This window comes from Agromyces agglutinans (genome assembly GCF_009647605.1).
GTDB classification, from domain to species: Bacteria; Actinomycetota; Actinomycetes; order Actinomycetales; family Microbacteriaceae; genus Agromyces; species Agromyces agglutinans.
In genome coordinates this window covers 411,207-438,089 of sequence record NZ_WJIF01000002.1, presented here as the reverse complement: position 1 = coordinate 438,089, position 26,883 = coordinate 411,207, and the positions used below count along the sequence as shown (strand labels likewise).

The following is a 26,883-nucleotide window of genomic DNA, read 5'->3' as shown; positions in this document are numbered from 1 at the left end:
CCCATCCTGGAGCTCGCCACTCGTGACCACAGAATCCCCCGCCACGACCGCTGCCACCGACTCGTCGAAGCCCGTTCCGGTGCTCGACACCGTCGAGGTCGCCGCCGCCACTCCCGAGAAGGAGCAGCCGTACGCGGCGCTGGGCCTGAAGCCCGACGAGTACGAGCGCATCCGCAACATCCTCGGCCGCCGCCCGACGAGCGCCGAGCTCGCGATGTACTCGGTCATGTGGAGCGAGCACTGCTCCTACAAGTCGAGCAAGACCTACCTGCGCCAGTTCGGCAAGAAGGTCACGCCCGAGATGAAGCAGCACCTGATGGTGGGCATGGGCGAGAACGCCGGCGTGCTCGACATCGGCGAGGGCTGGGCCGTCACCTTCAAGATCGAGTCGCACAACCACCCGAGCTACATCGAGCCGTTCCAGGGCGCCGCGACCGGCGTCGGCGGCATCGTCCGCGACATCATCTCGATGGGCGCCCGCCCCGTGGCCGTCATGGACGCGCTGCGCTTCGGCGCCATCGACCACCCCGACACGGCGCGCGTCGTCCACGGCGTCGTCAGCGGCATCAGCTTCTACGGCAACTGCCTCGGCCTGCCGAACATCGGCGGCGAGACCTGGTTCGACCCGGTGTACCAGGCGAACCCGCTGGTCAACGCGCTCGCGGTGGGCGTGCTGCGCCACGAAGACCTGCACCTCGCGAACGCCAAGGGCCAGGGCAACAAGGTCGTGCTGTTCGGCGCCCGCACGGGCGGTGACGGCATCGGCGGGGCGTCCATCCTCGCGTCCGACACGTTCGCCGAGGGCGGCCCGACCAAGCGCCCCGCGGTGCAGGTCGGCGACCCCTTCGCCGAGAAGGTGCTCATCGAGTGCTGCCTCGAGCTGTTCGCGGGCGACCTCGTCGAGGGCATCCAAGACCTCGGTGCGGCCGGCATCTCGTGTGCGACCAGCGAGCTGGCCTCCAACGGCGACGGCGGAATGTCGATCGTGCTCGACGACGTGCTGCTGCGCGACCCGACCCTCACTCCCGAAGAGATCCTGATGAGCGAGAGCCAGGAGCGCATGATGGCGATCGTGCGCCCCGAGAAGCTCGACGGCTTCCTCGAGGTCGTGAAGAAGTGGGACGTCGAGACCAGCGTGCTCGGCGAGGTCACCGACACCGGCCGCCTCAGCATCATGTGGCACGGCCAGGAGATCGTGAACGTCGACCCGCGCACGGTCGCGATCGACGGCCCGGTCTACGAGCGCCCGGTCGCCTACCCGTCGTACCAGGACGCGCTGCAGGCCGACACCGCGGCGACGCTCGAGCGCCCGGCCGACGGCGACCGCGACGCGCTGCGCGAGCAGTTCCTCGCGCTCGCCGGCTCCGCGAACCAGGCCGACGCCGCGTGGGTCACGAACCAGTACGACTCCTACGTGCTCGGCAACACCGCGCTCGGCGCGCCCGACGATGCCGGCATGGTGCGCGTCGACGAGGCATCCGGTCTCGGCGTCTCGGTCGCGACCGACGCGAACGGACGCTACTCGCAGCTCGACCCTCGCCAGGGCGCGAAGCTCGCGCTCGCCGAGGCGTACCGCAACGTCGCCGTCACGGGCGCCGTGCCGATGGGCGTCAGCGACTGCCTCAACTTCGGCTCGCCCGAGAACCCCGAGGTCATGTGGCAGTTCTCCGAGACGATCGAGGGGCTGAGCGACGGATGCCTCGAGCTGGGCATCCCCGTGACCGGCGGCAACGTCTCGTTCTACAACCAGACCGGTGACGTGCCGATCCACCCGACGCCCGTCATCGCCGTGCTCGGCGTGATCGACGACGTCGCCCGGCGCGTGCCGAGCGGCTGGCAGGACGACGGCCACAACATCTACCTGCTCGGCGACACCGCGCTCGAGCTCGACGGATCGGCCTGGGCCGGCGTCGTGCACGGGCACCTCGGCGGTCGTCCGCCGGCCGTCGACCTCGCGGGCGAGCAGCGGCTCGCCGAGCTGCTGCGCGCGGCAGCGGTCGAGGGACTCATCGACTCGGCGCACGACCTCAGCGACGGCGGCCTCGCGATCGCGCTCGCCGAGGCGGTCTCCCGCTTCGGCATCGGCGCGCGCGTCTTCCTCGGCGAGGTCGTGGAGGATTCGGGCATCGACCTCGCGACGGCGCTGTTCTCGGAGTCGGCCGGTCGGGTCATCGTCAGCGTGCCCCGCGAAGACGACGTGAAGTTCCGCGGCCTCTGCGAGGGCCGGGGCTACCCGGTGCGCCGCATCGGCGTGACGGATGCCGCGTCGGGCGCCCTCGAGGTGCAGGACGCGTTCACCGTCTCGATCGACGAACTGCGCCGGGTCAACCGCGCGCCGCTCGCCGACGCGTTCGGCCCGGTGCTCGGGCACTGAGGCGGGCCGCCACGAACCCGTCGGTCGAGTAGCGAAGCGTATCGAGACCCGATGAGCGCCCCGCAGCCCTACTCCGAGGAGTACGCCGCCGCCCACGGGCGGTTCAGCGTGGTCCCAGCCGCGTACGTGTTCCTGTTCGACGGTCGCCGCGTGCTCCTGCAGTTGCGCGCCGGCACGGGCTACTACGACGGCTGGTGGGGCGCGTCGGCGGCGGGCCACGTCGAGGCCGGCGAGTCCGTCGTCCACGCGGCCGTGCGCGAGGCTGCTGAAGAGATCGGCGTCACGATCGAGCCGGCCGACCTCGATCCGTTGACCACGATGCACCGCACCGGTCCGACGTCGGCCGCCGTCGAGCAGCGCGCTGACTTCTTCTTCGTATGCCACGCCTGGGCGGATGCTCCGGTCCTGCTCGAGCCGAAGGCCGACGAGCTGCGCTGGTTCGACCTCGACGACCTGCCCGAACGGGTCGTGCACCACGAGCGGTTCGTGCTCGAGCGCGTCGCCACCGGCGACCTCGCCGCGATCACCACGTTCGGGTTCGAGCGAACCGACGATCCCCACTGAGCGTACGGCTCACCGACGCCGCCGCACCTCCGCCCACAGCGCGCCCCAGTCGTCGGCGGTGAGCCGGCCCGGCAGCACGTCGGCGGGCAGCCCGCGCGAGACGAGCCACGCCCGGGCGCGCGCGACCGGCAGCGGATGCCCCGTGCGCGCGAGCACCTGCGCGAGCCCGCGCCCGCGTCCGCCGAAGACCTCGCCGACCCACGACTGGTAGGCCCTCCGGTCGGCGTCCGGCACGAGCGCGCATTCGCGCCGCGTGATGGTGAAGAGCCCGCCGTCGACCGACGGCATGGGCCGGAACGCCCGTGCCGGCACGCGTCGGTCGAGGCGGAACTCGAACCACGGCATCCACTGCACGGTGAGCTGGCTCGTGCCGCCGACGCCGCAGCGGCGCCTCGCCGCCTCCCACTGGGTCAGCAGCACCGCGACGCTCCACGAGGGTTCGGCGAGGAGCTTGCGCAGGATGGCGGTCGTCAGATGGAAGGGCACGTTGCCGACGACGACGTGCGGCTGCGACGGATGCCGCCACGTCACCGCGTCGGCCCGCACGATGCGTGCCGAGCCGGCCAGGTCGCGCCGAAGCGCATCAGCTCGCTGCGGGTCGAGCTCGACCGCCGTCAGCGGGCGACCGAGCGCAGCGAGGGGACGCGTGAGCGCCCCGCCGCCCGCGCCGAGCTCGACCACGGGGCCGGGAGCGGCGTCGACGAGCGCGACCATGCGGTCGATCACGCGTCGGTCGACGAGGAAGTTCTGGCCGAGCTCCTGGCGGCCGCCGATCGGCGGGCCGGAGGATCGGCGATGGGACTCTGCCGATGAGGATCGTGCCGATGAGGATCGTGCCGATGAGGATCGTGAAGACGAGGATCGTGGGGTGCGCACTGCTGCTCCGCTGGTCGAGGAACCTGCGGCCGGGCACGCCGAATGCACCCGGCCATGGTCAGGGGCCGAGGCGGAGGGACGCGGTAGAAGGGCCGGGCGCTCCGCCTCAGGCGGTGCGGGGCCGGATGATCAGCGCGGAGAAGGTGCAGCAAGACACGGTCGACGACGATACCCGATCGCCCGGGCTGCGTCGAGCCGTGATCAGAAGATGAGCACACCCGCGAGGTAGGTCGCGAGCATCGTGAGCACGCCGACGCCGACGGTGCGGGCGAGCCCGCGCCAGACCGACGTGCGCGCCGTGACCGAGGTCAGCACGCCCGCGACCGTGAGCGAGAGGATGACGGCGAGCGCGACCGCCCACTCCTCCCACGCGGCGGGGTACACGACCAGGATCGCGAGCGGCAGGGCGGAGCCGAGCGCGATCGCGGCCGCCCCGGCGGCGGCCCCGAGCAACGGCTCCACGGCTCGGGTCGGCTCGTCGATGCCGTGCGTGAACTCCAGCTCGGCGTCGAGCGCGTCGTGTGCGAACAACTGTTCGGCGACCTCGCGCGCGACGGTGGGCTGCACCCCGCGCGCCTCGAACCTCGCGGCGAGCGCGGCGAGGTCGTCGGCCGGATCCCGCAGATCCTCGATCTCGTCGGCGATCACGGCCCGCTCCGCGTCGCGTTCGGCCGCGAGCTCGGCGTACTTCGAGCAGAACCCGGCGACCGAGCCCGCCACGAGCGCGGAGATGGACGCGATCAACAGGGTGCCGCTCGATGCGCCGGCGCCCGCGAAGCCGAGCAGCACGCCGGCCGTTCCGATGATGCCGTCGGTCGACGACACCACGAACGACCGGAACCCCTCGGATCGAACCCACGCCACGAGGCCACCTTCGCGCACGCCGCCGCCACGAGGCCGAAGCGACGCGCGATCGACGCGACGCGCGATCGACGCGACGCGCGGTCGACACGAGCGCGGTCGGCGCTCAGGCGCCCGGGCGCTCCAGGTGGCGGGTGACGAGGCCGGCGCCCACGAGCACGGCGCCGAGCACGAGGGCGAGCTCGGCGATCGTGCCCGCGAACGGCAGGCCTGCGGGGCCGCCGCCGTGCATCGCCCACGGCAGGTTCGCGATCGCGAACGAGACGGCCGACATGATCACCTGGATCAGCAGCCAGACGCCGATCAGCACGAGACCCGACCAGAACATGGCGCGGGCGGACAGCAGCGGGGGCCAGGAGGTCTTCGACGTCACCGGGGCAGCCTACCGGCGATGCGAGGCGGCGAGACGCCGCGAGGCGATCCGACCGCGACGGGATGCCTCGGCTACGCGCCCTGCGGCGGATGCACGAGCAGGTCGACGCGGTCGCGCAGGTAGGCGTAGAGCGGGGTCAGCGCTCCGGGCTGCGTCGGGCTCCATCGCACGAGCACCTCGCCGGCGGCCAGCACGAGCGGACCGACGGCACCGCTGCGGCCGAGCTCGTCGAGGTCGAGCGCCGGCGCGTCGAAGACGACGGTGGTGCCCGCGGCGATGCCGCCCTTCACCGCGGCCGCCTGCAGCGCGCGCTGCTCGGCGACGGACGCCGCGGTGATGCTCCGGCGCGCCGGCCGCTCGGCGCGCACGACCCGGCCGGTCGCATACGCCGTGCCGCCAGCATCGAGCAGGAGGGCGCCGAGCCGCCACACCTCGCCGAGCGCCGCCATGCGCGCGGCGCGCGGGATGCCGAGCACGCGCCGCTCGGGCACGAACTCGGCGCGCAACTCCCGGCGGGCGCCCGCGGCGAGCAGGGCCGCGGCGGCGTCGGCGAAGCGCTCGCGCGCACGGGCGACCGCTGCGGCGGCATCTCCGGGGTCCGAGGCATCCGTCCCGTCCGAGGCACCCGTCCCGCCCGAGGCATCCGTCATCGCGACCTGCCGATGAGCTCGAGCAGGGCGGTTCCGTACGCCTCCGAGGCATCCGGATGCTCGAATCGCATGCGCGCGCCGCCGATCTCGATCTCGACCTCGAACGCGTCGTCGAGCCGTCGCAGCGTGCGGAACGTGCTGCGCAGCAGCTCGCGCAGCTGGTCTTCGCGCGGGAGCCACACCGCGTCGCCGATGGTCACCGAGTCGAGCGCCCACTCGGTCGTGCCGTTGAAGCCGAGGATCGTGCCCGACGGCGTGCGGTGCGACTCGATCGTCATCTCGCTGACCGTGAAGACGTCGGCCTCGACCTCGGCCTCGACATCGTCGGCGAGGTCGAGCTGGAACCGATCGCCCGAGGCCGGATGCCACACGAGTCCCGCTCGCTTCAGCTCGACGGCGAGTTCGCGGCTGATCATCGGTCCATCATCCCCTGCGAGCCGCAGATGGGCCAGCGCGCACCACCGGGGCCGGACTCCCGGAGGAGTCCGGCCCCGGTGCGACGTGCGCGGCAGCGCCCGTCAGGCCGAAACGGATGCCCCGATCAGCGCCCGACCGCCTTCAGCGCGTTCACGATGCCCTTGCCGTAGAAGCCGTTCGAGCCCGTCGACCCCTCGCACGTGTGCGTCGCCGTGACGACCTGGCCGTTCGGCAGGGTGCGCGTGTACGTGAAGTCCGCCGGCGTCGGGCAGGCGGTGTCGACCGCGCTCTGCTCGAGGCGGGCCTTCGTGAGCACCGGCGGCAGGTAGGTGCCGCCGCGCAGGAAGTCCTTCACGCCGTACTTCCCGACGATCAGCGCCGAGACGCCGGCCGCGTGCGGCGAGGCCATCGACGTGCCCTGCAGGTACTGGTAGTACGCGCAGTTCTCGCCGTTCGCGTCGCAGCTGCGGACCGCCCACGGCACGACCACCTCGCCGTTCTCGTCGATCGCGCCCTCGGCCTCGGCGACCACCGCGGGGTAGGCCGCGAGGATGCCGGCGCCGTAGTCGCGCGTGCCGGCGGACGTGTCGTAGACGTCGCCGCCGGGCGCCGCGACGTCGACGTAGCCGTTGCCGTAGTCGGAGTAGTACGCCTTGCGCGCCGACGGGCCCGTGCTCGAGACCGTGATCACGCCCTCGCCCTCGGAGGGCATCGACGTGCACGACGCGGGGTCGAGCAGGTCGCGCGTGTACGCCACCTCGCCCGGCACGTCCGCGAAGTCGGGGCTCGAGGCATCCGAGATCACCTTCGTGTAGTCGGTCGCACCGTTGCCGGCCGCGGCGACGAGCGTGACGCCGCGCACGCGCGCGAAGTCGAGCGCACGCTGCATCGCGGTGATGACCGTCTGCTGCTCCTGCTGGTCGGCCGGCGAGTCGGCCGGGTGGTTCGTGCAGTTGAACAGCCACGGGTCGACGTAGTAGCTCATGTTGACGACGTCGACGCCGGTCTTGCCGGCGTAGGTCAGCGCGTCGAGCGACGGCTGGAGGAAGAAGTAGCCCGAGTCCTGGCCGGCGCGCAGGTTCACGATCGTGGCCTCGGGGGCGATGCCGCCGATGCCCACGCCGTTCAGCGGCGACGCGATCGTCGAGGCGACGTGCGTGCCGTGGCCGTTCTCGTCGACGTCGGCCGCGTCCTCGCAGGAACCGTCGGGGTCCTCCTCGCACGCGCCGTCGACCACGACGCCGTTCGCGTCGAACGGGATGTCAACCGTGAAATTGCGGCTGCGCTCGGCGTCGAAGTTCGGCGCGATGTCGGGGTGCGACCCGTCGACGCCGGTGTCGAGGATGCCCACGACGACGCCCTTGCCCTGCTCGTACCGGTAGGAGCCGTCGGCGGTGGCGCCGATGGCCTGCATGTCCCACTGCAGCGGCGCGAGCGGATCGGCGGCCGGCGAGTGACCCTTGCCGCGGCCGTTGCCGCCCGCGACGGCCTGGCCGGCGGCGTCCGCCGCGGAGCCCGCCTCGACGCGCACGTCCTGCTCGGCGGCGTCCTGCTTCTGCGCCTCGCCGTTCGCCTTCTGCCCCTCGGGGATGTCGGCGATCACGCGGTTCTGCGCGGTGCCCTCGATCGCGCCCTGCTGGGCGGCGGCCTCGGCGAAGCCCGCGTCGGCGGTCGTGACGGTGGCGACGCCGACGTCGGTGTTCTGGCTGACGACCGTGCCGCCGGCCGCCTCGACGGCGGCCTTCGCGTCGGCCTCGGAGGTGCCCTCGGCGAACAGCACGACGAACTCGCGTTCGCCGGTCTCCTCACCGGTCGTCGCGCTCACCGGTGTCGCCACCAGCGTCGTCAGGACCAGCGCGGCGGCGGATGCTGCGGCCATGCCGCCCGCTCGCCTCATGGTGCGTGTCTTCATGGAATCGTGTTCCCATCTCTCGGACGGATGATGGGCGCGATCCTCCCATGGCCCTCGAACGGGGGTCAATGCTTGCGGAGCCGGCCGAGATGGGCTAACCGCGAGCGGTCACCGGTCGCGGCGGATGCGCGCCGGACCGGCGCTCGCACCCAGTCCGACGACCACGACGCCGACGACGAGCAGGCCCCAGCGCGCCGTGAGCAGGCCGATCAGCGCGAGGATCGCGCCGATCGCGACGAGCCAGCGGGCGACGGCCCGGCGCACGCGCGGGGTCGCCCACCAGGTGCGCAGCAGGCCCATCGTCAGTGCCCGGGCTCGAGCGCCGGGCCTCGCTCGAGGTCGAGGCGCACGCCCGTCGCGCGTTCGGCGACGTCCCACACGCGAGCCGCGACCAGCGGGTCGGTCGTGACCCCGACCGGACGCTGCGGCGACGGCGGCCCCTTCACGAGCCCGCGCGGCCCCCAGAACTGCCCGCCCGCGACGCCGTCGGCGGTGATCGCGTGCAGGATCGGCTCGGCACCGCGGTGCTTGCCCTGCGCCCACGCCGCCTGCAGCGCATCGGCGAAGCGCGAGCCGCGCGAGGGCTCGTTCACGCCTGGCACGAACGGCGTCCGGCCCGAGATCGAGTAGCCCGGGTGTGCGACGAGGCTGACGAGCGGGGCATCCGCGGCGCGCAGCCGCCGGTCGAGTTCGAACGCGATCGAGGCCGCCGCGATCTTGGACTGCGCGTACGCGCGCCACGGGTCGTAGCCGCGCTCGAGCTGGAGGTCGTCGACGCGGAACGTCGTCAGCAGCGTCGAGAGCGAGCCGAGCGTGACGATGCGGGCGCCGGCGGTGAAGGCCGGCGCCGGTTGCGCGGCGGGCGAGGCGGCGGCCGGGGCGGGCGAGGCGGCGGCCGGCGCCGGCGCGGCCGGCGCAGCGGCCGGCTCCAGCAGTCGCGCGAGCAGTGCGAAGTGGCCGAGCACGTTCGTCGCGAGCACGAGTTCGCGGCCGTCGACGCTCACCTGCCGACGGAACGGGGTGTGCACGATGCCCGCGTTGAGCACGATGCCGTCGAGCGGTGCGCCGCCCGTGAGCTCGCGGCCGAGCACGGTCGCCGCGCCGGCCGCGACCGATCCGAGCGACGCCTGGTCCATGACGAGCGTCTCGACGGAACCGCCGACCTCCCCCGACCCGGCACCCGCGGCCACGCGCTCGCGGATGACGCCGGCCGCGGCATCCAGTCGCTCGCTGCTGCGGCCCGTCATGACCACCCGCGCGCCGGCGCCGACCAGGCGCGCCGCGGTGAAGAACCCGAGGCCCGCGTTCGCGCCGGTGACGAGGTACGCGCGGCCGGTGAGGTCGGGCAGCGGCGCCGGGTACCAGCTCACCGGGCGCCGGTCGGGCCGGTCACGCCGGTCTCGGCCGCGCCGGATGCCCCGACGTTGCCGCCGGTGCCGTTACCGGCCAGTTCCTCGTGGTGCTGGATCACCTCGGCGACGACGAAGTTGAACCACTTCTCGGCGAACGCCGGGTCGAGGTGCGCGTCTTCGGCGAGCGAGCGGAGCCTCGCGATCTGCCGCTTCTCACGGTCGGGATCGCTCGGCGGCAGGCCGTGCGCGGCCTTCAGCCGGCCGACCTGCTGCGTGAACTTGAAGCGCTCGGCGAGCAGGTGGATGAGCGCGGCGTCGATGTTGTCGATGCTCGAGCGGATGCCGAGCAACTCCGTCATTGCGGCGTCGCGGTCGTCGATGGCACTCATGCTTCGACCCTAGGCGACCGCGGCACGCTCCAACACCGGACGCGTGGCGACGAGTCCGAGCCACACGACGCCGATGCCGGCCGCCAGCACCGCGGCGATCACGAGCAGCGAGAGCGGGTCGACGATCAGGGCGATGCCCGTGATCGGCAGCATCACGACGGCGGCGATCACGGCCGAGCCGATCGCGGTGATCCGCAGCGGCGAGAGCACCGCGCGCCGGCGCGCGGCATCCATCGTCTCGACGGGCATGCCCAGCATGCCGAGCGAGCGGTAGAGGTCGGCCCGGTCGAGCACCCCGGCCGCCTGGTTCACGCCGACCGAACACGCGACCATGAGGAACGAGCCCACGACCGTGATGATGATGCCCGTTCGGAGATCGACGACGAGATCGGCCATCTCGGCATCGGGCGACGCACCGATCGCGCCGAGCACGGCCACGCCCGTGCCCGCGAACACCGCCATGAAGCTCGTCATCGCGACGCCCGACACCTGCCGCCAGGCCGCCTTCGGCGACTCGAGCACCAGTCGCGCGGCGATGAGCCTCGCCGGGGTCTTCGCGCGCTTCGCCTGGCCGGATGCCACGAGCCGGAGCACCCACGGACCGACCAGGTTCAGCACGGCGAGGCTGCCGCCGAAGGCGGCGGCGAGGAAGGCGAACACGACGAGCATCGAACCGGCGACCTGGAGCGCGCTCATGAGCAGGAACCCGAGGGCGACCACGGCCGCCCCGATGGCGAACCGCAGCCAGTGCATCCGCGGCGCCTCGTCCTTCGTGCGCACGCCGAGCGGCGAGATCACGACCCGCCGCAGGCCCACGACCGCGCTCACGACCGCGAGCAGGACGACGCCGACGGGCACCGCGACGAGCGCCTCCCAGCCGAGCAGCACTCCCGCGGCGCCGAGCGGCTCGCCGCGGAACACGATGAGCCCGAGCGCCGGCACGAGGGCGAAGTACCCCACGACGCCGACGAGCGCTCCGGCGAGCGCGAGCACGGCCGCCTCGAGCACGGCGAGGGTGCCGACGGCAGCGGGCGTCGCGCCGAGCAGGCGCAGGGTCGCGAGCCGGTCGTCGCGTCGACGGGCCGAGAGGCGCGCGGCCGCACCGCCGAGCGAGAGGAGCGGCACGACGAGCAGCACCAGCGCGATCACCGCGAGCGCCTGGTACGTGATGCCGATGTCGTCGGTCCAGGTCCAGAACGACTGCGCGCCGCCCAGGACGCCGAGCAGCAGCGTCGTCACGATCGCGAACGCCGTCACGGGCAGCGCGAGTGCCGCGGCGCCCGCACGGCCGGGGCGCGCCAGCAGCCACGCGACCCGCGCGATCATGCCGCTACCTCGGGTCCGGCGGAAGGTCCGGCGGAAGGGCCGGCAGCGGGTCCGGCCGCGGGGCCGGCAGCGGGCGCGGCGCCGGCGCCCGCCCGCTCGCCGACGATGCGGCCGTCGCGCACGTCGACGATCCGCCCGCAGCGCTCGGCGACCTGCGCGTCGTGCGTCACCAGCACGAGCGTGCGGCCCTGTCCGACGGTCGAGTGCAGGAGCGCCGACATCACCTCGGCCGAGGTGGCCGAGTCGAGCGCGCCGGTCGGCTCGTCGGCGAAGACGACGGATGCCCCGGTGACCTGCGCCCGCGCAATCGCGACGCGCTGCGCCTGCCCGCCCGAGAGCTGGCCGATGCGGCGGTCCTCCATGCCGGCGAGCCCGAGGGCGGCGAGCCAGCCTCGCGCGTACTCCTCGGCGCGGGGCCGGGGCATCCCGTTGAGCATCAGCGCGAGCGCGACGTTCTCGGAGGCGGTGAGCTCGGGGATGAGCAGGCCCGCCTGGAACACGAAGCCGAACGCCTCGCGGCGCAGCCGGGACCGCTCGCGTTCGCCGAGCCCGGTCACGTCGACGCCGCCCGCTCCGGAACGGAACGTCACCTGCCCGGCGTCGGGGCGGATGATTCCCGCCAGGCAGTGCAGCAGCGTCGTCTTGCCGGAGCCGGACGCGCCCATGATCGCCACGGCCTCGCCGGTGCGGACCGCGAGGTCCACGCCGGCGAGGGCGTGCGTCTGGCCGAAGGACTTGACGAGGCCGGTGGCCTCGAGCACGAAGGTACCCATGCTTCGAGGGTGCCCGGCCGGGGCATCCGCCGCGTCGGACCGGCGAGGGACTCTCGGCGGCTCGCGTCATCCTCGCGGATGATCCGCGGGCCGCCGCGGGCCGCCGCCGGCCGCACTGGCCGCCGCGGGCCGTGCCTCAGCCCTGCCGCACGTCGCGCGACACCGACCTGAACGTGCGCAGCCGCAGGCTGTTGCCAACGACGAACAGGCTCGAGAACGCCATCGCCGCACCCGCGAGCATGGGGTTCAGCAGGCCCAGCGCCGCGAGCGGGATCGCCGCGACGTTGTACGCGAACGCCCAGAACAGGTTGCCGCGGATGGTGCCCATCGTGCGCCGGGAGAGCCGGATCGCGTCGACGGCGGCGAGCAGGTCGTCGCGCACGAGCGTGAGATCGGATGCCTCGATCGCCACGTCGCTGCCCGCGCCCATGGCGATGCCGAGGTCGGCGCGCGCGAGGGCCACGGCGTCGTTCACGCCGTCGCCGACCATCGCGACGCTGCGCCCCTGGGCCCGCAGGTCGGCGATCACCTCGGCCTTGCCCTCGGGCAGCACGCCGGCGATCACCCGGTCGATGCCCACCTCGGCCGCCACCCGCCGCGCGACCTGCTCGTGGTCGCCCGTCAGCAGGATCGGCTCGAGGCCGAGCGCGCGCAAGCGCGACACGGCGGCCGCACTCGTGGGCTTCACGGCGTCGGCGACGGCGATGACGCCGCGCACGCGGCCGTCCCACGCGACGACGACCGCGGTGCGGCCCGCCTCCGCCTCGGCGGCGAGCGCATCGGCGACGGATGCCTCGGTGCCGGGCTCGGCTGCCGGCTCGGGCTCGATCGCCCACTCGGCGAGCATGGCCGGGCGGCCGACCAGCACGAGGTGCCCCTCGACCACGCCGTGCACGCCGAGGCCCGCGCGGTTCTCGAATGCCTCGGGCACCGGCAGGTCGCCGAAGCGCGAGGCCGCGGCCTCGGCGATGGCGCGGGCGACCGGATGCTCCGACGCGTGCTCGAGCGCACCCGCGAGCCGCAGCAGCTCGCCCTCGTCGACCCCGGCGGCCGGGTGCACCGCGGCGAGCGACATCCGCCCCGTGGTGACCGTGCCCGTCTTGTCGAGCACGATGGTGTCGACCCGCCGCGTCGACTCGAGCACCTCGGGCCCCTTGATCAGCACGCCGACCTGCGCGCCGCGACCCGTGCCGACGAGCAGAGCCGTCGGGGTTGCGAGCCCGAGGGCGCACGGGCACGCGATGATGAGCACCGCGACGGCAGCCGTGAACGCCGCGGCCACGGTGCCCCCGACGAGGAGCCAGGCGGCCAGGGTCGCGAGCGCGATCACGATGACGATCGGCACGAAGACGCCCGAGATCCGGTCGGCGAGGCGCTGCACCGCGGCCTTTCCGGCCTGCGCGTCCTCGACGAGGCGCGCCATCTGCGCGAGCCGGGTGTCGGCGCCCACGCGCGTGGCGCGCACGACGAGGCGGCCCCCGACGTTCACGCTGGCACCGACGACCGCATCGCCCGCTTCCACCTCGACCGGCACCGACTCACCCGTCAGCAGCGACACGTCGACGGCGCTGCGGCCGTCGACCACGACGCCGTCGGTCGCGATCTGCTCGCCCGGGCGCACGACGAACTCGTCGCCGACCGCGAGGCGGTCGACCGGCACGCGCTGCTCGCGGCCGTCGCGGAGCACGGCGACGTCCTTCGCGCCGAGCTCGAGCAGGGCGCGCAGCGCGGCTCCGGCCGCGCGCTTCGACCGCTGCTCGAGGTACCGGCCGAGGAGGACGAACGTCGTGACGCCCGCGGCCACCTCGAGGTAGAGGTCGCCGCTCGCATCGCGCGCGCCGAAGGGGACGATCGCGAGCGACACCGCGTGCCGCATGCCGATCTCGCCGGCGCCGCCGAAGAGCAGGGCGAACGTCGACCACAGGAACGCGGCCGTCACGCCGAGCGAGACGAGGGTGTCCATCGTCGCCGCCCCATGGCGGAGGTTGACGGCAGCGGCACGGTGGAACGGCCACGCCGCCCACGTGACGACCGGCAGGGTCAGGGCGAACGACACCCACTGCCAGCCGGGGAACTGCAGCAGCGGCACCATGGCCAGCACGACCACGGGCACCGACAGCACGATCGAGACGAGGAGGCGCGTGCGCAACGGACGCCGTTCGGCGGGTGCGGGATGCCGCGGCTCGGGCAGCTCCGCTCGGTAGCCCGCGGACTCGACCGCGGCGATGAGCTCGTGCGCGCCGACGCCCTCGGGCACCGTCACGCGGGCCTTCTCGGTCGCGTAGTTCACGGTCGCGGCGACGCCGTCGAGCCGATTCAGGCGCTGCTCGATGCGCGCCGCGCACGACGCACACGTCATGCCCTCGATCTCGAGTTCGAGCGTCTGCATGCAGTCCTCCGTCCGGGCGCCCCTTCAGGATACCCACCGTGGGTACCGAGGCATCCGTCACGTTATACCCCATGGGGGTATCCTGCAAATCGCGCACGACGATGCGGCGCGGCATCCGGTCCCCCGACGGATGCCGCGCCGCGGCTTCGTTCGCCGGCCTTGCCGGCCGAGGATCAGCGGGGCGTCGCCCGGCGGATCACGAGGTACCCCGCGACGGCGGCGACCACCGCGAAGGCGAGCAGGAGCGAGAACACGCCCACCAGGCCGATCGCCGCGAACCAGCTCACGACCTGCGGCCACCAGCCGGCGAACGTCGTGATCGCGACGCATCCGACGATCAGCACGATCGCGCCGATGAGCAGGGTCAGCATGCCCCGCATGCGCCAGCGCATGTAGACGGTCGTGGCGCCGGCGCCGATGAACAGCACGGCGAGCTCGAGCGCGAAGGTCGAGTAGAAGTCGAACCACCACCCCTGCTGCCCGTACCAGAGCGTGTCGAACATGCCCGCGCCGATCCACCAGCCGTCCGTCAACTTCTCGAGCTGCACGAGCGTCGCGATCGCGACCGCCATCTCGACGGCGACGAGCACGAACATGGCCGACGTGCCGAGCCAGTAGTCGCGGCGGGTCGCGCCGAAGCCGAGCGCGAACGAGAAGGTGAACGCGATGGCCTGCACGCCGACGGCGACGAGGTACCACTGCGGCGAGAGCACCGCCCAGCTGTAGCGCATGCCCTCCTGAACCTGGTCGGACGGTGCGCCGGCGCCCGTGATGATGGCGGCGATGACGACCGAGATCAGCCAGGCGAAGCCGAGGATCATCCACGGCACCCCGAAGAAGATGCTGGGGTTGACGGTGTGCAGGCGCGCGATGCGCAGGATCTCGTGCGGACGGAACCGCGTGCTGGTCATCTGTGCCTCCGGTTCGGCGGTGGCGGTGGCGACGGCGGTCATGCTGCGGCCTCCTGTTCGGCGGTACCGGCGAGATCGGTGCCGGTGAGGTGGACGATGAGCTGCTGGAGCGACACGGGCGCCAGCTCGAGGCCGAGCTGGGCGGCGCGGACGCGTTCGGCCTGGTCGAGCCGGCCGTCGATCGTCACCGAGGCGAGGCCGCCGAGCGATTCGCGGCCGATGACGGGGCGGGTGCCGATGAACTCCTCGACGACCGCGCGGGCGCCGGCGACCGTGGTCGCGCTGCCGCGCACCTCTTCGGCGTCGCGATCGAGCAGGATGCGGCCCTGGTCGATCAGGATGATGTGCTCGAGCAGATTGGCGACCTCGTCGATCAGGTGCGTGGAGAGCACGATCGTGCGGGGGTACTCGGCGTAGTCCTCGAGCAGGCGGTCGTAGAAGATGTGCCGGGCGACCGCGTCGAGGCCGAGGTACGGCTCGTCGAAGAAGGTCAGCGGTGCGCGCGACGCCAGGCCGACGATGACGCCGACGGCCGAGAGCTGCCCGCGCGAGAGCTTCTTGATCGGCCGCTTCAACGGCAACCGGAAGTCCGCGATGAGCCGCTCGGCGAACGAGGCATCCCAGTTCTCGAAGAACCACGGCGCCGCCTTGAAGACGTGCTGCGCGTGGAAGTCCTCGGGGTAGCGCTGCGACTCCGCGATGAAGCAGAGCCGGCGCAGCACGTCGGCGTGCTCGGCGGGCGTGCGGCCGAAGACCTCGAGCTCGCCCGCGTTCGGGAAGAGCTGGCCCGTGAGCAGTTGCATGATCGTCGTCTTGCCGGCGCCGTTGCGGCCGAGGAGGCCGTAGATACGGTTCTCCTCGAGCGCGAAGTCGACGCCGTCGACGGCGGTGAAGCTGCCGTATCGCTTGGTCAGTCCGCTCGCGCGGACCACGGTGGCGGTCATGAGTGGATCCTTTCGGCCTGCAGCAGGCCCACGAGCTCATCGATGCCGATGCCGAGTTTCTCGGCCTCGACGATGAGCGGTCGGAGGTATTCGGTGGAGAAGTCGGCCCGCCGGCGTTCGACGAGGCGGGCCCTGGCGCCCTCGGTCACGAACATGCCGATGCCCCTTCGCTTGACCACGATGCCGTCGTCGACAAGGCGGGTCACCCCTTTCAGTGCGGTGGCGGGATTGATGCGGTAGAACGCCGCGAACTCGTTCGTCGACGGGATCTGGCCACCCTCGGGCAGCGAGCCGTCGATGATGTCGTTCTCGACCTGTTCGGCGATCTGGAGGAAGATCGGTCGCGATTCGTCCATATCGGCCTATCTGTCGTTGGTCGAACCTTATTGGTTCGTTACTTCACTAACTAACCAACCATGTACGCAGGGACGTGTCAACCCTTCGCCCGGATCTCGGTGCGCGCCCTGAGTGCCCTGATCCTCTCGCCGCGGTGCGACTTCCTCGCACCGGTGCGACGAGTTCCTCGCACGCATGCGAGGAACTCGCGCCGTGGCGACGGCGGGCCGGGCGGGCGGCCGGGCGGGCGGGCGGTGGCTGGGTGGGAGGCGGGCGGCGCGCGTCAGCGAACGGATGCCTCGGCGCTGCGCCGGCCCAGCCGCAGGCGGCCTTGGGCGAAGAGGATGCCGACGAGCACGAGCGCGGCACCCGCCGGCTCGTGCCAGCTGAGCCGCTCGCCGAGCAGCAGGATGCCGAGCGCCACGCCGACCACGGGCGTGATGTACGTCACGGTCGACGTGCCGGTCGGGCCCCACGCCCGCAGCACGTTGATGTTCCAGATGTAGGCGAGCCCCGTGCCGAGGATGCCGAGGGCCAGCAGCGACCCGACGATCGCCCATCCGTCGGCCGAGAAGTCGAGCTCGACCGGCTGGAGTGCGAGCACCGGCGTGAGCGCGAGCATGACGACCGCGGAGACGCCGATCGACAGGAACGCGAACGTCGCGGGCGCGATGGGGCGCTGGCTGAGGAACTTCCGCTGGTACCCGAACGTGAACCCGTAGCAGAGCGTCGCGACGAGGCACGCGAGCTGCCCGGCGAGGCTGCCGGTGAGCCCGGCCACCTGCCACGGCGCGATCACCACGACGACGCCCAGGATGCCGAGGCCGACACCGAACCAGCGGCTGGCGCCGAGCCGCTCGACGCGGAACACGAGGGTCGCCATGAGGGCGGTCATGATCGGCGTGGTCGCGTTGTAGATCGAGGCGAGGCTCGACGACACGTACTGCTCGGCCCACGCGAAGCACAGGTAGGGGATCACGCACGTCGTGACGGAGACCACCAGGAAGTGCAGCCACACGATCGGCTCACGCGGCAGCACCGGGCCCGGCCGGCCGTCGGAGCCCGTGACGCGCGGCCGCATCACGGCGACGATCACGGCGAGCGCGACGCCGCCGAGCAGCGTGCGCGACCACGCGATCTGCCCGAACGAGACGCCCTCGAGCGCGACCTTCATGAACAGGAAGCTCGAGCCCCACACGATGCCCATCGCGACGAACTGCAGCACCGCCGAGAGGGTTCCGGTACGACCCACGGATGCCTCGGCCGGCGCTGCTCGTTCGATGGTGCGATCTGCCACCGGATGAGCCTACGTCCGCGTCCCGCCGCGGTTCAGCGCCCGGGAACACGTTGTCCGGAATCCGCCGAAGGTCGGCAGCCGCGGCGCCGCCTGCGAAGATGGGTGGATGCGCGAGCGCACCCCCACCTGGACCACCGCCGCCCCCTGGATCGCCGCGGCGATCGCCGTGGCGGTGCTCGTCGTCGACCAGCTCACCAAGTTCCTGGCCGAGGCATCCCTCTCGACCGGTGAGCGCATCGAGGTGCTGGGCGACCTGCTGGGCCTGCAGCTCGCGTACAACCCGGGCGCCGCGTTCTCGATCGGCGAGGGCGCGACGTGGATCTTCACGATCCTCGCGGGCGTCGGCGTGGTCGTGGCGGCGTGGTTCGCGTGGCGTACGCGCTCGCGCGTGTGGGCCGTGTGCCTCGGCCTGCTGCTCGGCGGTGCCACGACGCACTTCCTCGACCGGCTGCTGCGCGAACCGTCGTTCGGGCAGGGTCACGTGGTCGACTTCATCGCGTACGCGAACTGGTTCATCGGCAACGTCGCCGACATCGCCCTGTTCGCCGGCGCCGTCATGCTCGTCGTGCTCATGGCGCTCGGCATCGACTCCCGTCCGCACGCCGACGCCCACGCCGACGAAGACGACGCGCTCGGGGACCCGGTGGTCAAGTAGCGACGAAGGAGGGTATCGAGGCCCCCGGAGACACCGACCGAAGCCTAGGCTGGCGCCATGACCAACCACTTCGACGTCATCATCCTCGGCGCCGGGCCCGGCGGGTACGTCTCCGCCGTCCGCGCCGCCCAGCTCGGCCTCAAGGTCGCCGTGATCGAGGAGCGCTACTGGGGCGGCGTGTGCCTGAACGTGGGCTGCATCCCCTCGAAGGCGCTGCTGCGCAACGCCGAGCTCGCGCACCTCTTCCGCGAGGATGCCGCGACCTTCGGCATTTCGGGCGACGCGAGCTTCGACTTCGGTGCCGCGTTCGACCGCAGCCGGCAGGTGTCCGACAAGCACGTCAAGGGCGTGCACTTCCTCATGAAGAAGAACGGCATCACCGAGTTCGACGGGCGCGGCGTCTTCCGCGACGCGAACACGATCGACGTGCAGAAGGCCGACGGCACCGTCGAGACGCTGACGTTCCAGAACGCGATCATCGCGACCGGGTCGCGGGTGCGCCTCCTGCCCGGCGTCGAGCTGTCGCCGAACGTCGTGACGTACGAGTCGCAGATCCTCGAGCGCGAGCTGCCGCGCTCGATCGCGATCGTCGGCGCGGGTGCGATCGGCATGGAGTTCGCGTACGTGCTGAAGAACTACGGCGTCGAGGTCACGGTCATCGAGTTCCTCGATCGTGCGCTGCCCAATGAAGACGTCGAGGTCTCGAAGGAGATCGCGAAGCAGTACCGCAAGCTCGGCGTGCCGATCCTCACGTCGACCCGGGTCGAGCAGGTCGTCGACCAGGGGGCATCCGTCACCGTCTCGTACACGGGCGCCGACGGCCAGCCGGGCTCGCTCGTCGTCGACCGCGTGCTCATGGCCGTCGGCTTCGCGCCGAATGTCGAGGGCTTCGGGCTCGAGAACACGGGCGTGGCGCTCACCGAGCGCGGCGCGATCGGCATCGACGAGCTCATGCGCACGAACGTGCCGCACATCTTCGCCATCGGCGACGTCACGGCGAAGCTCATGCTGGCGCACGTCGCGGAGGCGCAGGGCATCGTGGCGGCCGAGACCATCGGCGGCGCCGAGACGATGCCGCTCGGCGACTACCGCATGATGCCGCGCGCCACGTTCTGCCAGCCGCAGGTCGCGAGCTTCGGCCTGACCGAGCAGCAGGCGCGCGACGAGGGCTACGACGTGGTCGTCTCGAAGTTCCCGTTCACGGCGAACGGCAAGGCGAACGGCCTCGGCGATCCGGTCGGGTTCGTGAAGCTCATCGCCGACGCGAAGTACCTCGAGCTGCTCGGCGGTCACCTCATCGGCCCGGATGTCTCGGAGCTGCTGCCCGAGCTGACGCTCGCGCAGAAATGGGACCTCGGTGCCCTCGAGCTGGGCCGCAACGTGCACACCCACCCGACGCTGTCGGAGGCGCTGCAGGACGCGATCCACGGCCTCGCGGGGCACATGATCAACATGTGAGGCCTTGGAGGCGCCACGCGCGGGAAGGGGGCGGATGCCGCGGCATCCGCCCCCTCCTCGTTGCGTCGATGCCGGCCGGGCAGGCGATCCTGGCCGCATCGATCGGCGAACCGACACGGCCGGGCGATGGCGCCAGTCCGTATCGATCGTGTCCGGCAGCGAGCTCTCCCCGCCCGCCGCCGGGGTCGTGTGCCGGCCGGTCCCCCTCCGACCGGCCGGCTCCCCCGTCTAGTGCTGCGTCGCCTTCTCGGCTCCCACCCCGGTGAGCGAACGCACCTCCATCTCCGACTGCTTGAGCGGGTCCTCCTTGCCCTTGTCGAGGACGGTGCCGAGCCAGCCGAGGAAGAAGGCGAGCGGGATCGAGACGATGCCCGGGTTCGACAGCGGGAAGATCGCGAAGTCGATCTCCTCCGTCTTCAGCATCGACGTCACGGAGCCCGAGACGACCGGCGAGAAGATGATCAGCACGATCGCCGAGATCAGGCCGCCGTACATGCTCCAGATGGCGCCCTTCGTGGTGAAGCGCTTCCAGAAGAGCGAGTAGACGATCGTCGGCAGGTTCGCCGATGCCGCGATCGCGAAGGCCAGGGCGACGAGGAACGCCACGTTCTGCCCGTTCGCGCCGATGCCGCCGAGGATCGCGACGACGCCGATGACGAGCACCGTGCGACGGGCGACCTTGACCTCAGCGCCCGGCTCGGTCTTGCCCTTCTTGATGACGCTCGCGTAGATGTCGTGCGCGAAGGACGCGGCCGCCGTGATGGTGAGGCCGGCGACCACCGCGAGGATCGTCGCGAACGCGATCGCCGAGATGAGGCCGAGCAGCAGCGGGCCGCCGAGCTCGAACGCGAGCAGCGGAGCCGCGGAGTTCGCGGCGCCGGGAGCGGCCGCGATGACCTCGGGGCCGACGAGGGCCGCGGCGCCGTAGCCGAGCACCAGCGTGAACACGTAGAAGATGCCGATCAGCCAGATCGCCCAGACGACCGACTTGCGGGCCTCCTTCGCGGTGGGCACCGTGTAGAAGCGCATGAGCACGTGGGGCAGGGCCGCGGTGCCGAGCACGAGGGCCAGGCCCAGCGAGACGAAGTCGATCTTCGAGATGTCCGAGACGCCGTACTTGAGTCCGGGGTCGAGGATCGCCGGGTTGCCGGCCACCTCGACCGCGCTGTCGAGCAGGCTCGAGAAGTTGAACCCGTACATCGCGAGGACCCAGACGGTCATCACGCCGGCGCCCGCGATGAGCAGCACGGCCTTGATGATCTGCACCCAGGTGGTGCCCTTCATGCCGCCGATGAGCACGTAGAGGATCATCAGGGCGCCGACCACCGTGATCACCAGCGACTGGCCGAGCAGGTCGCTCACGCCGAGGAGCAGCGAGACGAGTCCGCCGGCTCCCGCCATCTGCGCGAGCAGGTAGAAGAAGCAGACCACGAGCGTCGTGATGGCCGCGGCGATGCGCACGGGCCGCTGCTTGAGGCGGAACGAGAGCACGTCGGCCATCGTGTAGCGGCCGGTGTTGCGCAGCAGTTCGGCCACGAGCAGCAGCGCCACGAGCCAGGCGACGAGGAATCCGATCGAATAGAGGAACCCGTCGTAGCCGGTGATCGCGATCGCGCCGACGATGCCGAGGAAGGATGCCGCCGACAGGTAGTCGCCGGCGATCGCGGAGCCGTTCTGGCCGCCGGTGAACGACCGGCCGGCCGCGTAGTAGTCGGCCGCGGTCTTGTTGTTCCGGCTCGCGCGGAACACGATCACCATCGTGATCGCGACGAACGCGCCGAAGATGGCGATGTTCAGCCACGGCTCGCCGGGCGAGGTGGTGGCCGCTTCGAAGTGGAGGGTCATCGCGTCGTCTCCTCTGCGCCGTCGACGGCAGCCGTACCGGCCGCCCCGGCCTTCTCGAACTCGCCGCGCTCGATCTCCTCGCGCAGGTTCTCGGCCACGGGGTCGAGCTTGCGGTTGGCGAAGCTCACGTACCACATGGTCACCGCGAACGTCGTGACGACCTGGGCGAGGCCGAGGATCATCGCGACGTTCACGCTGCCGAACACGCGGGTCGACATGAAGTCGTGCGCGTAGACCGCGAGGAGCACGTACGCGAGGTACCAGACCAGGCACGCGCCGAGGACGGGGAACACGAAGCTGCGGTGGCTTCGCCGGAGCTTCTGGAATTCAGGTGATGCTTGCACCGCGGGGTAGTCGACGCGTTCCAGCGTCGCCTGCTCCGCGCTCAGGGCGTCGTTGCCCATGGCGTCTCTCCTTCGAGGGGGGTCCGGCGAGGCGGGAGCCGCGCCGCTGCCGCGGTTCGCCCGCACGCAGTGAGCCCATGCTGCCGATTCGCCGCACGGGCGGTGCGCAGCCGCCGCTCGTCGTCGGTGAACGGCGCCGATGCTGCGACGAACGGCGCGCGGCCGGCGATGAACGACGGCTACCGTGGAGGAATGCCCGAGTCGATGCTGCTCGCCGCCGCCGTCGGCGTCGTCGCGGGCGCACTCGCGGTCGGCATCGTCGTGCTGCTGCGCCGGCTCGTGCTCGCCTCGCGCGACCTCGGCACCGACGAGGAGCGCGCGACCTATCGCACCCTCCATCTCGCCTCGCGCGCGGCGGCCCACCTGCGCGGCGGCCTCGGCGAGCAGGATGCCGCGCGCGCCGCACGCCACCTCCGGGCGCTGCTCGCGTCGCAGACCGTCGCCCTCGCCGACTCGGCCGGCGACGTCGCCATCGACGGCGACGAGTCGCTGCGGCAGGCGGCGGCGAACCTCGCCGCGCAGGTCGCCGAGACGGGCCGGCCCCAGGTGCAGCGGGGCATCCGAACCGGCAGCACCGAGACGGATGCCGCGGCCGCGCCCGTGCTCGTCGGTCGCCGTGCGGTGGGCGCGGTGGTCGCGTTCGAGCCGACCGTGCGATCGGGCCTCGTGCGCGCGACCGGCGAGGTGGCCGACTGGGTCGCGGCCCAGGTCGAGCTCGGCGAGCTCGACGCGTCGCGCGCCGCACTCGCCGAGGCCGAGGTGCGGGCGCTCCGCGCCCAGATCAGCCCCCACTTCATCTACAACTCGCTGAACGCGATCGCGTCGTTCATCAACACCGACCCGGCGACCGCGCGCGAGCTCGTGCTCGAGTTCGCCGACTTCACCCGCTACTCGTTCCGACGGCACGGCGACTTCACGACCGTCGCAGAAGAGCTGCGCTCGATCGACAGCTACCTGCGACTCGAGCGCGCGCGCTTCGGCGACCGCCTCAAGGTCACCCTGCAGATCGCGCCCGAGGTGCTCTCGACGGTCGTGCCGTTCCTCTCGATCCAGCCGCTCGTCGAGAACGCCGTGCGGCACGGGCTCGAGTCGAAGGAGGGGGGCGGGCGCATCACGATCGAGGCATCCGATCTGGGGGCGTTCGCCGAGATCAGCGTCGAGGACGACGGCGTCGGCATCGACCCCGAGGTGCTCGAGCGCGTGCTCGCGGGCGGTTCGGCGGGCGAGCACGTGGGCCTGCGCAACGTCGACGCGCGCCTGCGCCAGGTGTACGGCGACGAGCACGGCCTCGTCGTCGAGACCAACCTCGGCGCCGGCACCCTCGTACGCATGCGGGTGCCGAAGTCGCAGCCCGGCCGCGACCCCGATGGGAGGATCGAACCGTGATCTCCGTGCTCATCGCCGACGACGAGCAGCCCGCGGTCGACGAGCTCGCGTTCCTGCTGCGCCAGGACCCGCGCGTCGGCGTCATCCACGTCGCGAACTCGGGCTCGGAGGCGATCCGGCTGCTCACGCGCGAGCCGGTCGACGCCGCGTTCCTCGACATCCACATGCCGGGCCTCAGCGGCTTCGACCTCGCTCGGGCGTTGCAGCGGTTCGAGCGCACGCCGGCGCTCGTGTTCGTGACGGCCGACGAGGAGGGCGCGCTCGAGGCCTTCGACCTCGCCGCCGTCGACTACCTGCTGAAGCCCGTGCGCACCGCTCGGCTCGAGCGCTCGGTGGGCCGCATCGTCGAGAGCCTGAAGAGCGCGTCGACGGCCGCACCCGCGGCGCCTCGTCAGCCCGAGGTGATCGCCGTCACGCTCGGCGGCACGACGCGGATGATCCGCCGTGACGACGTGCGCTACGTGCAGGCGCAGGGCGACTACGCCCGGCTGCACACCGAGGAGGCGAGCTACCTCGTGCGCGTGCCGATGGCCGACCTCGAACGGCAGTGGGCCGACGCCGGCTTCGTGCGCATCCACCGGTCGTACCTGATCGCCCTCGGCCACGTGACGCGGGTCCGGCTCGGCGGCGACCACGCGAGCGTCACGGTCGGCGGCGCCGAGCTGCCGGTGAGCCGGCGACTGCTTCCCGGCCTGCGCGAGCGGCTCGAGTCGACGACGCTGCGAGCGCGGCCGTGACCGACGCGGATGCCCCGAACCCGGGTGACCCGGATGCCGCGGTGCCGACGTCGGACACGGATGCCCCGCCCGCGCGCGTGCGCGTCACGGCGCCGCGCCCGGGTGCGGCATCCGTCGCCCGAGCGGGCGCGAGGCCCGCGTCGAGCGACGTGCAGGCGGTCTACCTGCGCTCGCTGATCCGCTCGCAGCTGCGGCTGGGCCTCGTCTGCGCCGCCGGGTTCGTGTTCGCCACGACGTTGTTCGTGGCCGCCATCGTGCTGACGCCGGCGCTCGACGAGGCGTTCGTCGCCGGGGTGCCGGTGTCGTGGCTGCTGATCGGCTTCGGCATCTACCCGCTCGGGCTCACGATCGGCGGGCTCTACGTGCGCGCGGCGAGCCGCAACGAGGCCAGGTACCGCTCGCTCGTGGAGGGCTCGTGAACGCGGCCATCGGCTATGCCGCGATCCTCGCGGTCGCCGCGGTGACCGTGTTCATCGGCTTCTACGGACTGCGCGTCTCGCGCACGACGGGCGACTTCTACGTCGCGAGCCGCACCGTGCGGCCCTGGTGGAACGCCTCGGCGATCGGCGGCGAGTACCTCTCGGCGGCCTCGTTCCTGGGTGTCGCGGGCCTCATCCTGCTCACCGGCATCGGCGGTGTCTGGTTCCCGATCGGCTACGCCGCGGGCTACCTCATGCTGCTCCTGTTCGTGGCCGCCCCGCTGCGCCGGTCGGGGGCGTACACGATCCCCGACTTCACCGAGGCGCGACTCGACTCGGTCGCCGCGCGACGCGTCACGAGCGTGCTCGTGATCGTCATCGGCTGGTTCTACATCGTGCCGCAGCTGCAGGGCGCCGCCCTCACGGTGCGCATCACGACCGGGCTCCCGTCGTGGGTCGGGTCCGTCGCGGTCGCCGTCATCGTCGCGGGCGTCGTGGCCGCCGGTGGCATGCGTTCGATCACCTTCGTGCAGGCGTTCCAGTTCTGGCTGAAGCTGACGGCGCTGGCGGTGCCCGCGGTCGCGCTGCTGCTCTTGATCGGCGGCGGCTCCGTCTCGCCCGAGCTGGTCGCGGCCGAGGCGTTCCCCGCCTCGGCCGGGCCCGGCGCACTCGACTGGTACCGCACGGTGTCGCTCATGGTCGCGCTCCTGCTCGGCACGCTCGGACTGCCGCACGTGCTCGTGCGCTTCTACACGAATCCCGACGGTCCGGCCGCGCGCCGGACGACGGTGATCGTGCTCGGGCTGCTCTCGGTGTTCTACCTGTTCCCCACCGTGTTCGGGCTCATGGGGCGCGCGTTCGCACCCGACCTCGCGGTGCCCGGCGAGGCCGACGCGCTGATCCTCGTGCTGCCCGATCGCCTGGTGCCAGGCCCGATCGGCCAACTGCTGACGGCCCTGGTCATCGCGGGCGCGTTCGCGGCGTTCCTCTCGACGTCGTCGGGGCTCGTGGTCTCGCTCGCGGGCGTGATCAGCCAGGACCTGCTCGGCGGCAGCGTCCGCGGGTTCCGGGCGGCCGCGCTCGTCTCGTCGTTGGTGCCGCTCGCGGTGGCGCTCGCGACCGACTCGGCGGGCCTCGCCGGGAGCGTCGGGCTCGTGTTCGCCTTCACCGCGTCGACGCTGTGCCCCGTGCTCCTGCTCGGCATCTGGTGGCGCGGCCTCACGGCCAGGGGTGCGATCGCGGGCATGGCCACCGGCGCCGTGCTGTCGGGGGCCGCGATCCTCGGCGGCGGTGCCCTCGGCGCCGCACTGCCGGCGATCCGTGCGGCGCTCGAGCAGCCCGCCGCCTGGACGGTGCCGATCGCCGTCGCGGTCACGGTGCTCGTCTCGAAGGGCGACCGCCGCGGCGTGCCCCGCAGCACCGATGCGTTCCTGCGGCGGCTGCACGCGCCCGAGGACCTCCGGCGCGCGACCGACGCGTAGACTCCCGGGGTGCTCCTCGCCGTCGCCGTCTCCGTGCTCGTCGGCGCGTTCGCGCAGCGGGTCACGGGCATGGGCTTCGCCCTGGTCGCCTCCCCCGCGCTCGTGCTGCTGCTCGGCCCGTTCGACGGCGTGATCGTCGTCAACCTGTGCGCGGTCGTCTCCTCGATCATCATCCTGCCGAGGGTCTGGCGGCACGTCGAGTGGCGACGATTCGCGCTGCTCGTCGTCCCGGCGGTCGGAGGCACCGCGGTCGGGGCGTTCATCGCCGCGTCCGTGCCCGGAGCGCCCCTGCAGGTCGTGATCGGCGCGCTCGTGATCGCCGCGCTCACCACGACGCTCCTCGTGACGCGCGCCGAGCACACCGCCCACGGCTGGCCGCCGGCCGTCATCGCCGGCGGGGCATCCGGGATCATGAACGCCGCGGCGGGCGTCGGCGGCCCCGCGCTCAGCGTCTACGCCGTGGCGACGAGATGGTCGCAGGCCGGCTTCGCCGCGACCGCGCAACCCTACTTCGTCGTGATCGGCGCGGCATCCCTGGGCCTCAAGCTCGGGCAGACCGGCTGGGTGATCCCCGACCTCGGGCCGGGCGCCTGGCCGTGGATCCTCGTCGCGCTGCTCGCGGGCCTCGGCCTCGCCGAGCTCCTGCATCGACGCATCCCGCACCACGCGGCTCGCATCGCCGTGATCGTGATCGCCTACCTCGGCGGCGCCGTGGCCCTCCTCGACGGGGCCCTCGAACTCTGGGGCTGACCGC

General features: G+C 72.4%; 27 protein-coding genes. 9 read left to right on the top strand and 18 right to left on the bottom strand.

Going from position 1 to position 26,883, the window contains the following annotated elements; translation table 11 throughout:
• Positions 1-22: 22 nt before the first annotated feature.
• Positions 23-2,374, top strand: a complete 2,352-nt coding sequence (gene purL / locus GE115_RS05220) for a phosphoribosylformylglycinamidine synthase subunit PurL (protein ID WP_312854916.1) — start codon at positions 23-25, stop codon at positions 2,372-2,374.
• 51 nt (positions 2,375-2,425) lie between these two features.
• Entirely contained in the window at positions 2,426-2,938 is a 513-nt protein-coding gene (locus GE115_RS05215; protein WP_153683706.1) for an NUDIX hydrolase, read from the top strand.
• Positions 2,939-2,947: 9 nt separating this feature from the next.
• Here GE115_RS05215 and erm read toward each other — a convergent pair whose 3' ends face one another.
• The 16 genes from erm to GE115_RS05135 all read right to left on the bottom strand — a co-directional run bounded on the left by erm (position 2,948) and on the right by GE115_RS05135 (position 17,744).
• Positions 2,948-3,712, bottom strand: coding sequence for a 23S ribosomal RNA methyltransferase Erm (gene erm / locus GE115_RS05210; RefSeq protein WP_312854949.1), 765 nt, complete (start codon positions 3,710-3,712; stop codon positions 2,948-2,950).
• A gap of 303 nt (positions 3,713-4,015) precedes the next feature.
• Positions 4,016-4,678: a VIT1/CCC1 transporter family protein gene (locus GE115_RS05205; RefSeq protein ID WP_153683705.1), complete on the bottom strand. Its 663-nt coding sequence runs from the start codon at positions 4,676-4,678 to the stop codon at positions 4,016-4,018.
• A 103-nt stretch (positions 4,679-4,781) separates the two neighbouring features.
• Positions 4,782-5,048, bottom strand: coding sequence for a hypothetical protein (locus tag GE115_RS05200; RefSeq protein ID WP_153683704.1), 267 nt, complete (start codon positions 5,046-5,048; stop codon positions 4,782-4,784).
• A 71-nt stretch (positions 5,049-5,119) separates the two neighbouring features.
• Positions 5,120-5,698, bottom strand: coding sequence for a hypothetical protein (locus GE115_RS05195; RefSeq protein ID WP_153683703.1), 579 nt, complete (start codon positions 5,696-5,698; stop codon positions 5,120-5,122).
• Complete coding sequence (locus tag GE115_RS05190; RefSeq protein WP_153683702.1) at positions 5,695-6,114, bottom strand: pilus assembly protein CpaE; 420 nt, start codon at positions 6,112-6,114, stop codon at positions 5,695-5,697. The genes GE115_RS05195 and GE115_RS05190 overlap by 4 nt, the downstream gene beginning before the upstream one ends.
• A 125-nt stretch (positions 6,115-6,239) precedes the next feature.
• Complete coding sequence (locus GE115_RS05185) at positions 6,240-8,012, bottom strand: S8 family serine peptidase (RefSeq protein WP_153683701.1); 1,773 nt, start codon at positions 8,010-8,012, stop codon at positions 6,240-6,242.
• A 123-nt stretch (positions 8,013-8,135) separates the two neighbouring features.
• A complete protein-coding gene (locus GE115_RS05180; protein WP_153683700.1) occupies positions 8,136-8,327 on the bottom strand; it encodes a hypothetical protein in 192 nt (63 codons plus the stop codon).
• A gap of 2 nt (positions 8,328-8,329) precedes the next feature.
• Entirely contained in the window at positions 8,330-9,397 is a 1,068-nt protein-coding gene (locus GE115_RS05175; protein ID WP_312854915.1) for an SDR family NAD(P)-dependent oxidoreductase, read from the bottom strand.
• The gene (locus GE115_RS05170; protein ID WP_153683699.1) at positions 9,394-9,768 is read right to left on the bottom strand and encodes a chorismate mutase; all 375 of its coding nucleotides are present in this window, start codon (positions 9,766-9,768) and stop codon (positions 9,394-9,396) included. Before GE115_RS05170 ends, GE115_RS05175 begins: the two co-directional genes overlap by 4 nt.
• Positions 9,769-9,777: 9 nt before the next feature.
• A complete protein-coding gene (locus tag GE115_RS05165; RefSeq protein ID WP_153683698.1) occupies positions 9,778-11,094 on the bottom strand; it encodes an FtsX-like permease family protein in 1,317 nt (438 codons plus the stop codon).
• Positions 11,091-11,867, bottom strand: a complete 777-nt coding sequence (locus GE115_RS05160; RefSeq protein ID WP_153683697.1) for an ABC transporter ATP-binding protein — start codon at positions 11,865-11,867, stop codon at positions 11,091-11,093. Before GE115_RS05160 ends, GE115_RS05165 begins: the two co-directional genes overlap by 4 nt.
• A gap of 136 nt (positions 11,868-12,003) precedes the next feature.
• On the bottom strand, positions 12,004-14,256 hold the full coding sequence (locus tag GE115_RS05155) for a heavy metal translocating P-type ATPase (RefSeq protein ID WP_153683696.1): 2,253 nt from the start codon (positions 14,254-14,256) through the stop codon (positions 12,004-12,006).
• A gap of 173 nt (positions 14,257-14,429) precedes the next feature.
• Positions 14,430-15,209 (bottom strand): hypothetical protein, encoded by a 780-nt coding sequence (locus tag GE115_RS05150; RefSeq protein ID WP_153683695.1) that lies wholly within the window; start codon positions 15,207-15,209, stop codon positions 14,430-14,432.
• Positions 15,206-16,111: an ABC transporter ATP-binding protein gene (locus GE115_RS05145; protein ID WP_153683694.1), complete on the bottom strand. Its 906-nt coding sequence runs from the start codon at positions 16,109-16,111 to the stop codon at positions 15,206-15,208. The genes GE115_RS05150 and GE115_RS05145 overlap by 4 nt, the downstream gene beginning before the upstream one ends.
• Entirely contained in the window at positions 16,108-16,467 is a 360-nt protein-coding gene (locus GE115_RS05140) for a GntR family transcriptional regulator (RefSeq protein ID WP_153683693.1), read from the bottom strand. Before GE115_RS05140 ends, GE115_RS05145 begins: the two co-directional genes overlap by 4 nt.
• Positions 16,468-16,730: 263 nt before the next feature.
• Positions 16,731-17,744, bottom strand: a complete 1,014-nt coding sequence (locus GE115_RS05135) for a DMT family transporter (protein WP_312854914.1) — start codon at positions 17,742-17,744, stop codon at positions 16,731-16,733.
• Between the two features lie 106 nt (positions 17,745-17,850).
• On the opposite strand from GE115_RS05135, the gene GE115_RS05130 reads away from it, so the two are divergent.
• Positions 17,851-18,399, top strand: a complete 549-nt coding sequence (locus tag GE115_RS05130; protein WP_153683692.1) for a signal peptidase II — start codon at positions 17,851-17,853, stop codon at positions 18,397-18,399.
• Between the two features lie 57 nt (positions 18,400-18,456).
• Positions 18,457-19,857, top strand: coding sequence for a dihydrolipoyl dehydrogenase (gene lpdA / locus GE115_RS05125; RefSeq protein ID WP_153683691.1), 1,401 nt, complete (start codon positions 18,457-18,459; stop codon positions 19,855-19,857).
• A 228-nt stretch (positions 19,858-20,085) separates the two neighbouring features.
• Here the strand turns inward: lpdA and GE115_RS05120 are convergent, their stop codons facing one another.
• Together GE115_RS05120 and GE115_RS05115 are read right to left on the bottom strand one after the other, a co-directional pair.
• A complete protein-coding gene (locus GE115_RS05120) occupies positions 20,086-21,702 on the bottom strand; it encodes a monocarboxylic acid transporter (protein WP_153683690.1) in 1,617 nt (538 codons plus the stop codon).
• On the bottom strand, positions 21,699-22,106 hold the full coding sequence (locus GE115_RS05115) for a DUF485 domain-containing protein (RefSeq protein ID WP_153683689.1): 408 nt from the start codon (positions 22,104-22,106) through the stop codon (positions 21,699-21,701). The genes GE115_RS05120 and GE115_RS05115 overlap by 4 nt, the downstream gene beginning before the upstream one ends.
• 192 nt (positions 22,107-22,298) lie before the next feature.
• On the opposite strand from GE115_RS05115, the gene GE115_RS05110 reads away from it, so the two are divergent.
• From GE115_RS05110 to GE115_RS05090, 5 genes are read left to right on the top strand one after another with little or no spacing between them, the layout of a single operon-like run.
• The gene (locus GE115_RS05110) at positions 22,299-23,492 is read left to right on the top strand and encodes a sensor histidine kinase (protein ID WP_153683688.1); all 1,194 of its coding nucleotides are present in this window, start codon (positions 22,299-22,301) and stop codon (positions 23,490-23,492) included.
• Positions 23,489-24,229: a LytR/AlgR family response regulator transcription factor gene (locus tag GE115_RS05105; RefSeq protein ID WP_312854913.1), complete on the top strand. Its 741-nt coding sequence runs from the start codon at positions 23,489-23,491 to the stop codon at positions 24,227-24,229. Before GE115_RS05110 ends, GE115_RS05105 begins: the two co-directional genes overlap by 4 nt.
• Entirely contained in the window at positions 24,226-24,648 is a 423-nt protein-coding gene (locus GE115_RS05100; RefSeq protein ID WP_216648757.1) for a DUF485 domain-containing protein, read from the top strand. Before GE115_RS05105 ends, GE115_RS05100 begins: the two co-directional genes overlap by 4 nt.
• Entirely contained in the window at positions 24,645-26,129 is a 1,485-nt protein-coding gene (locus tag GE115_RS05095) for a sodium/solute symporter (protein ID WP_312854912.1), read from the top strand. Before GE115_RS05100 ends, GE115_RS05095 begins: the two co-directional genes overlap by 4 nt.
• Before the next feature lie 9 nt (positions 26,130-26,138).
• A complete protein-coding gene (locus GE115_RS05090) occupies positions 26,139-26,879 on the top strand; it encodes a TSUP family transporter (RefSeq protein WP_312854911.1) in 741 nt (246 codons plus the stop codon).
• Positions 26,880-26,883: the final 4 nt, after the last annotated feature.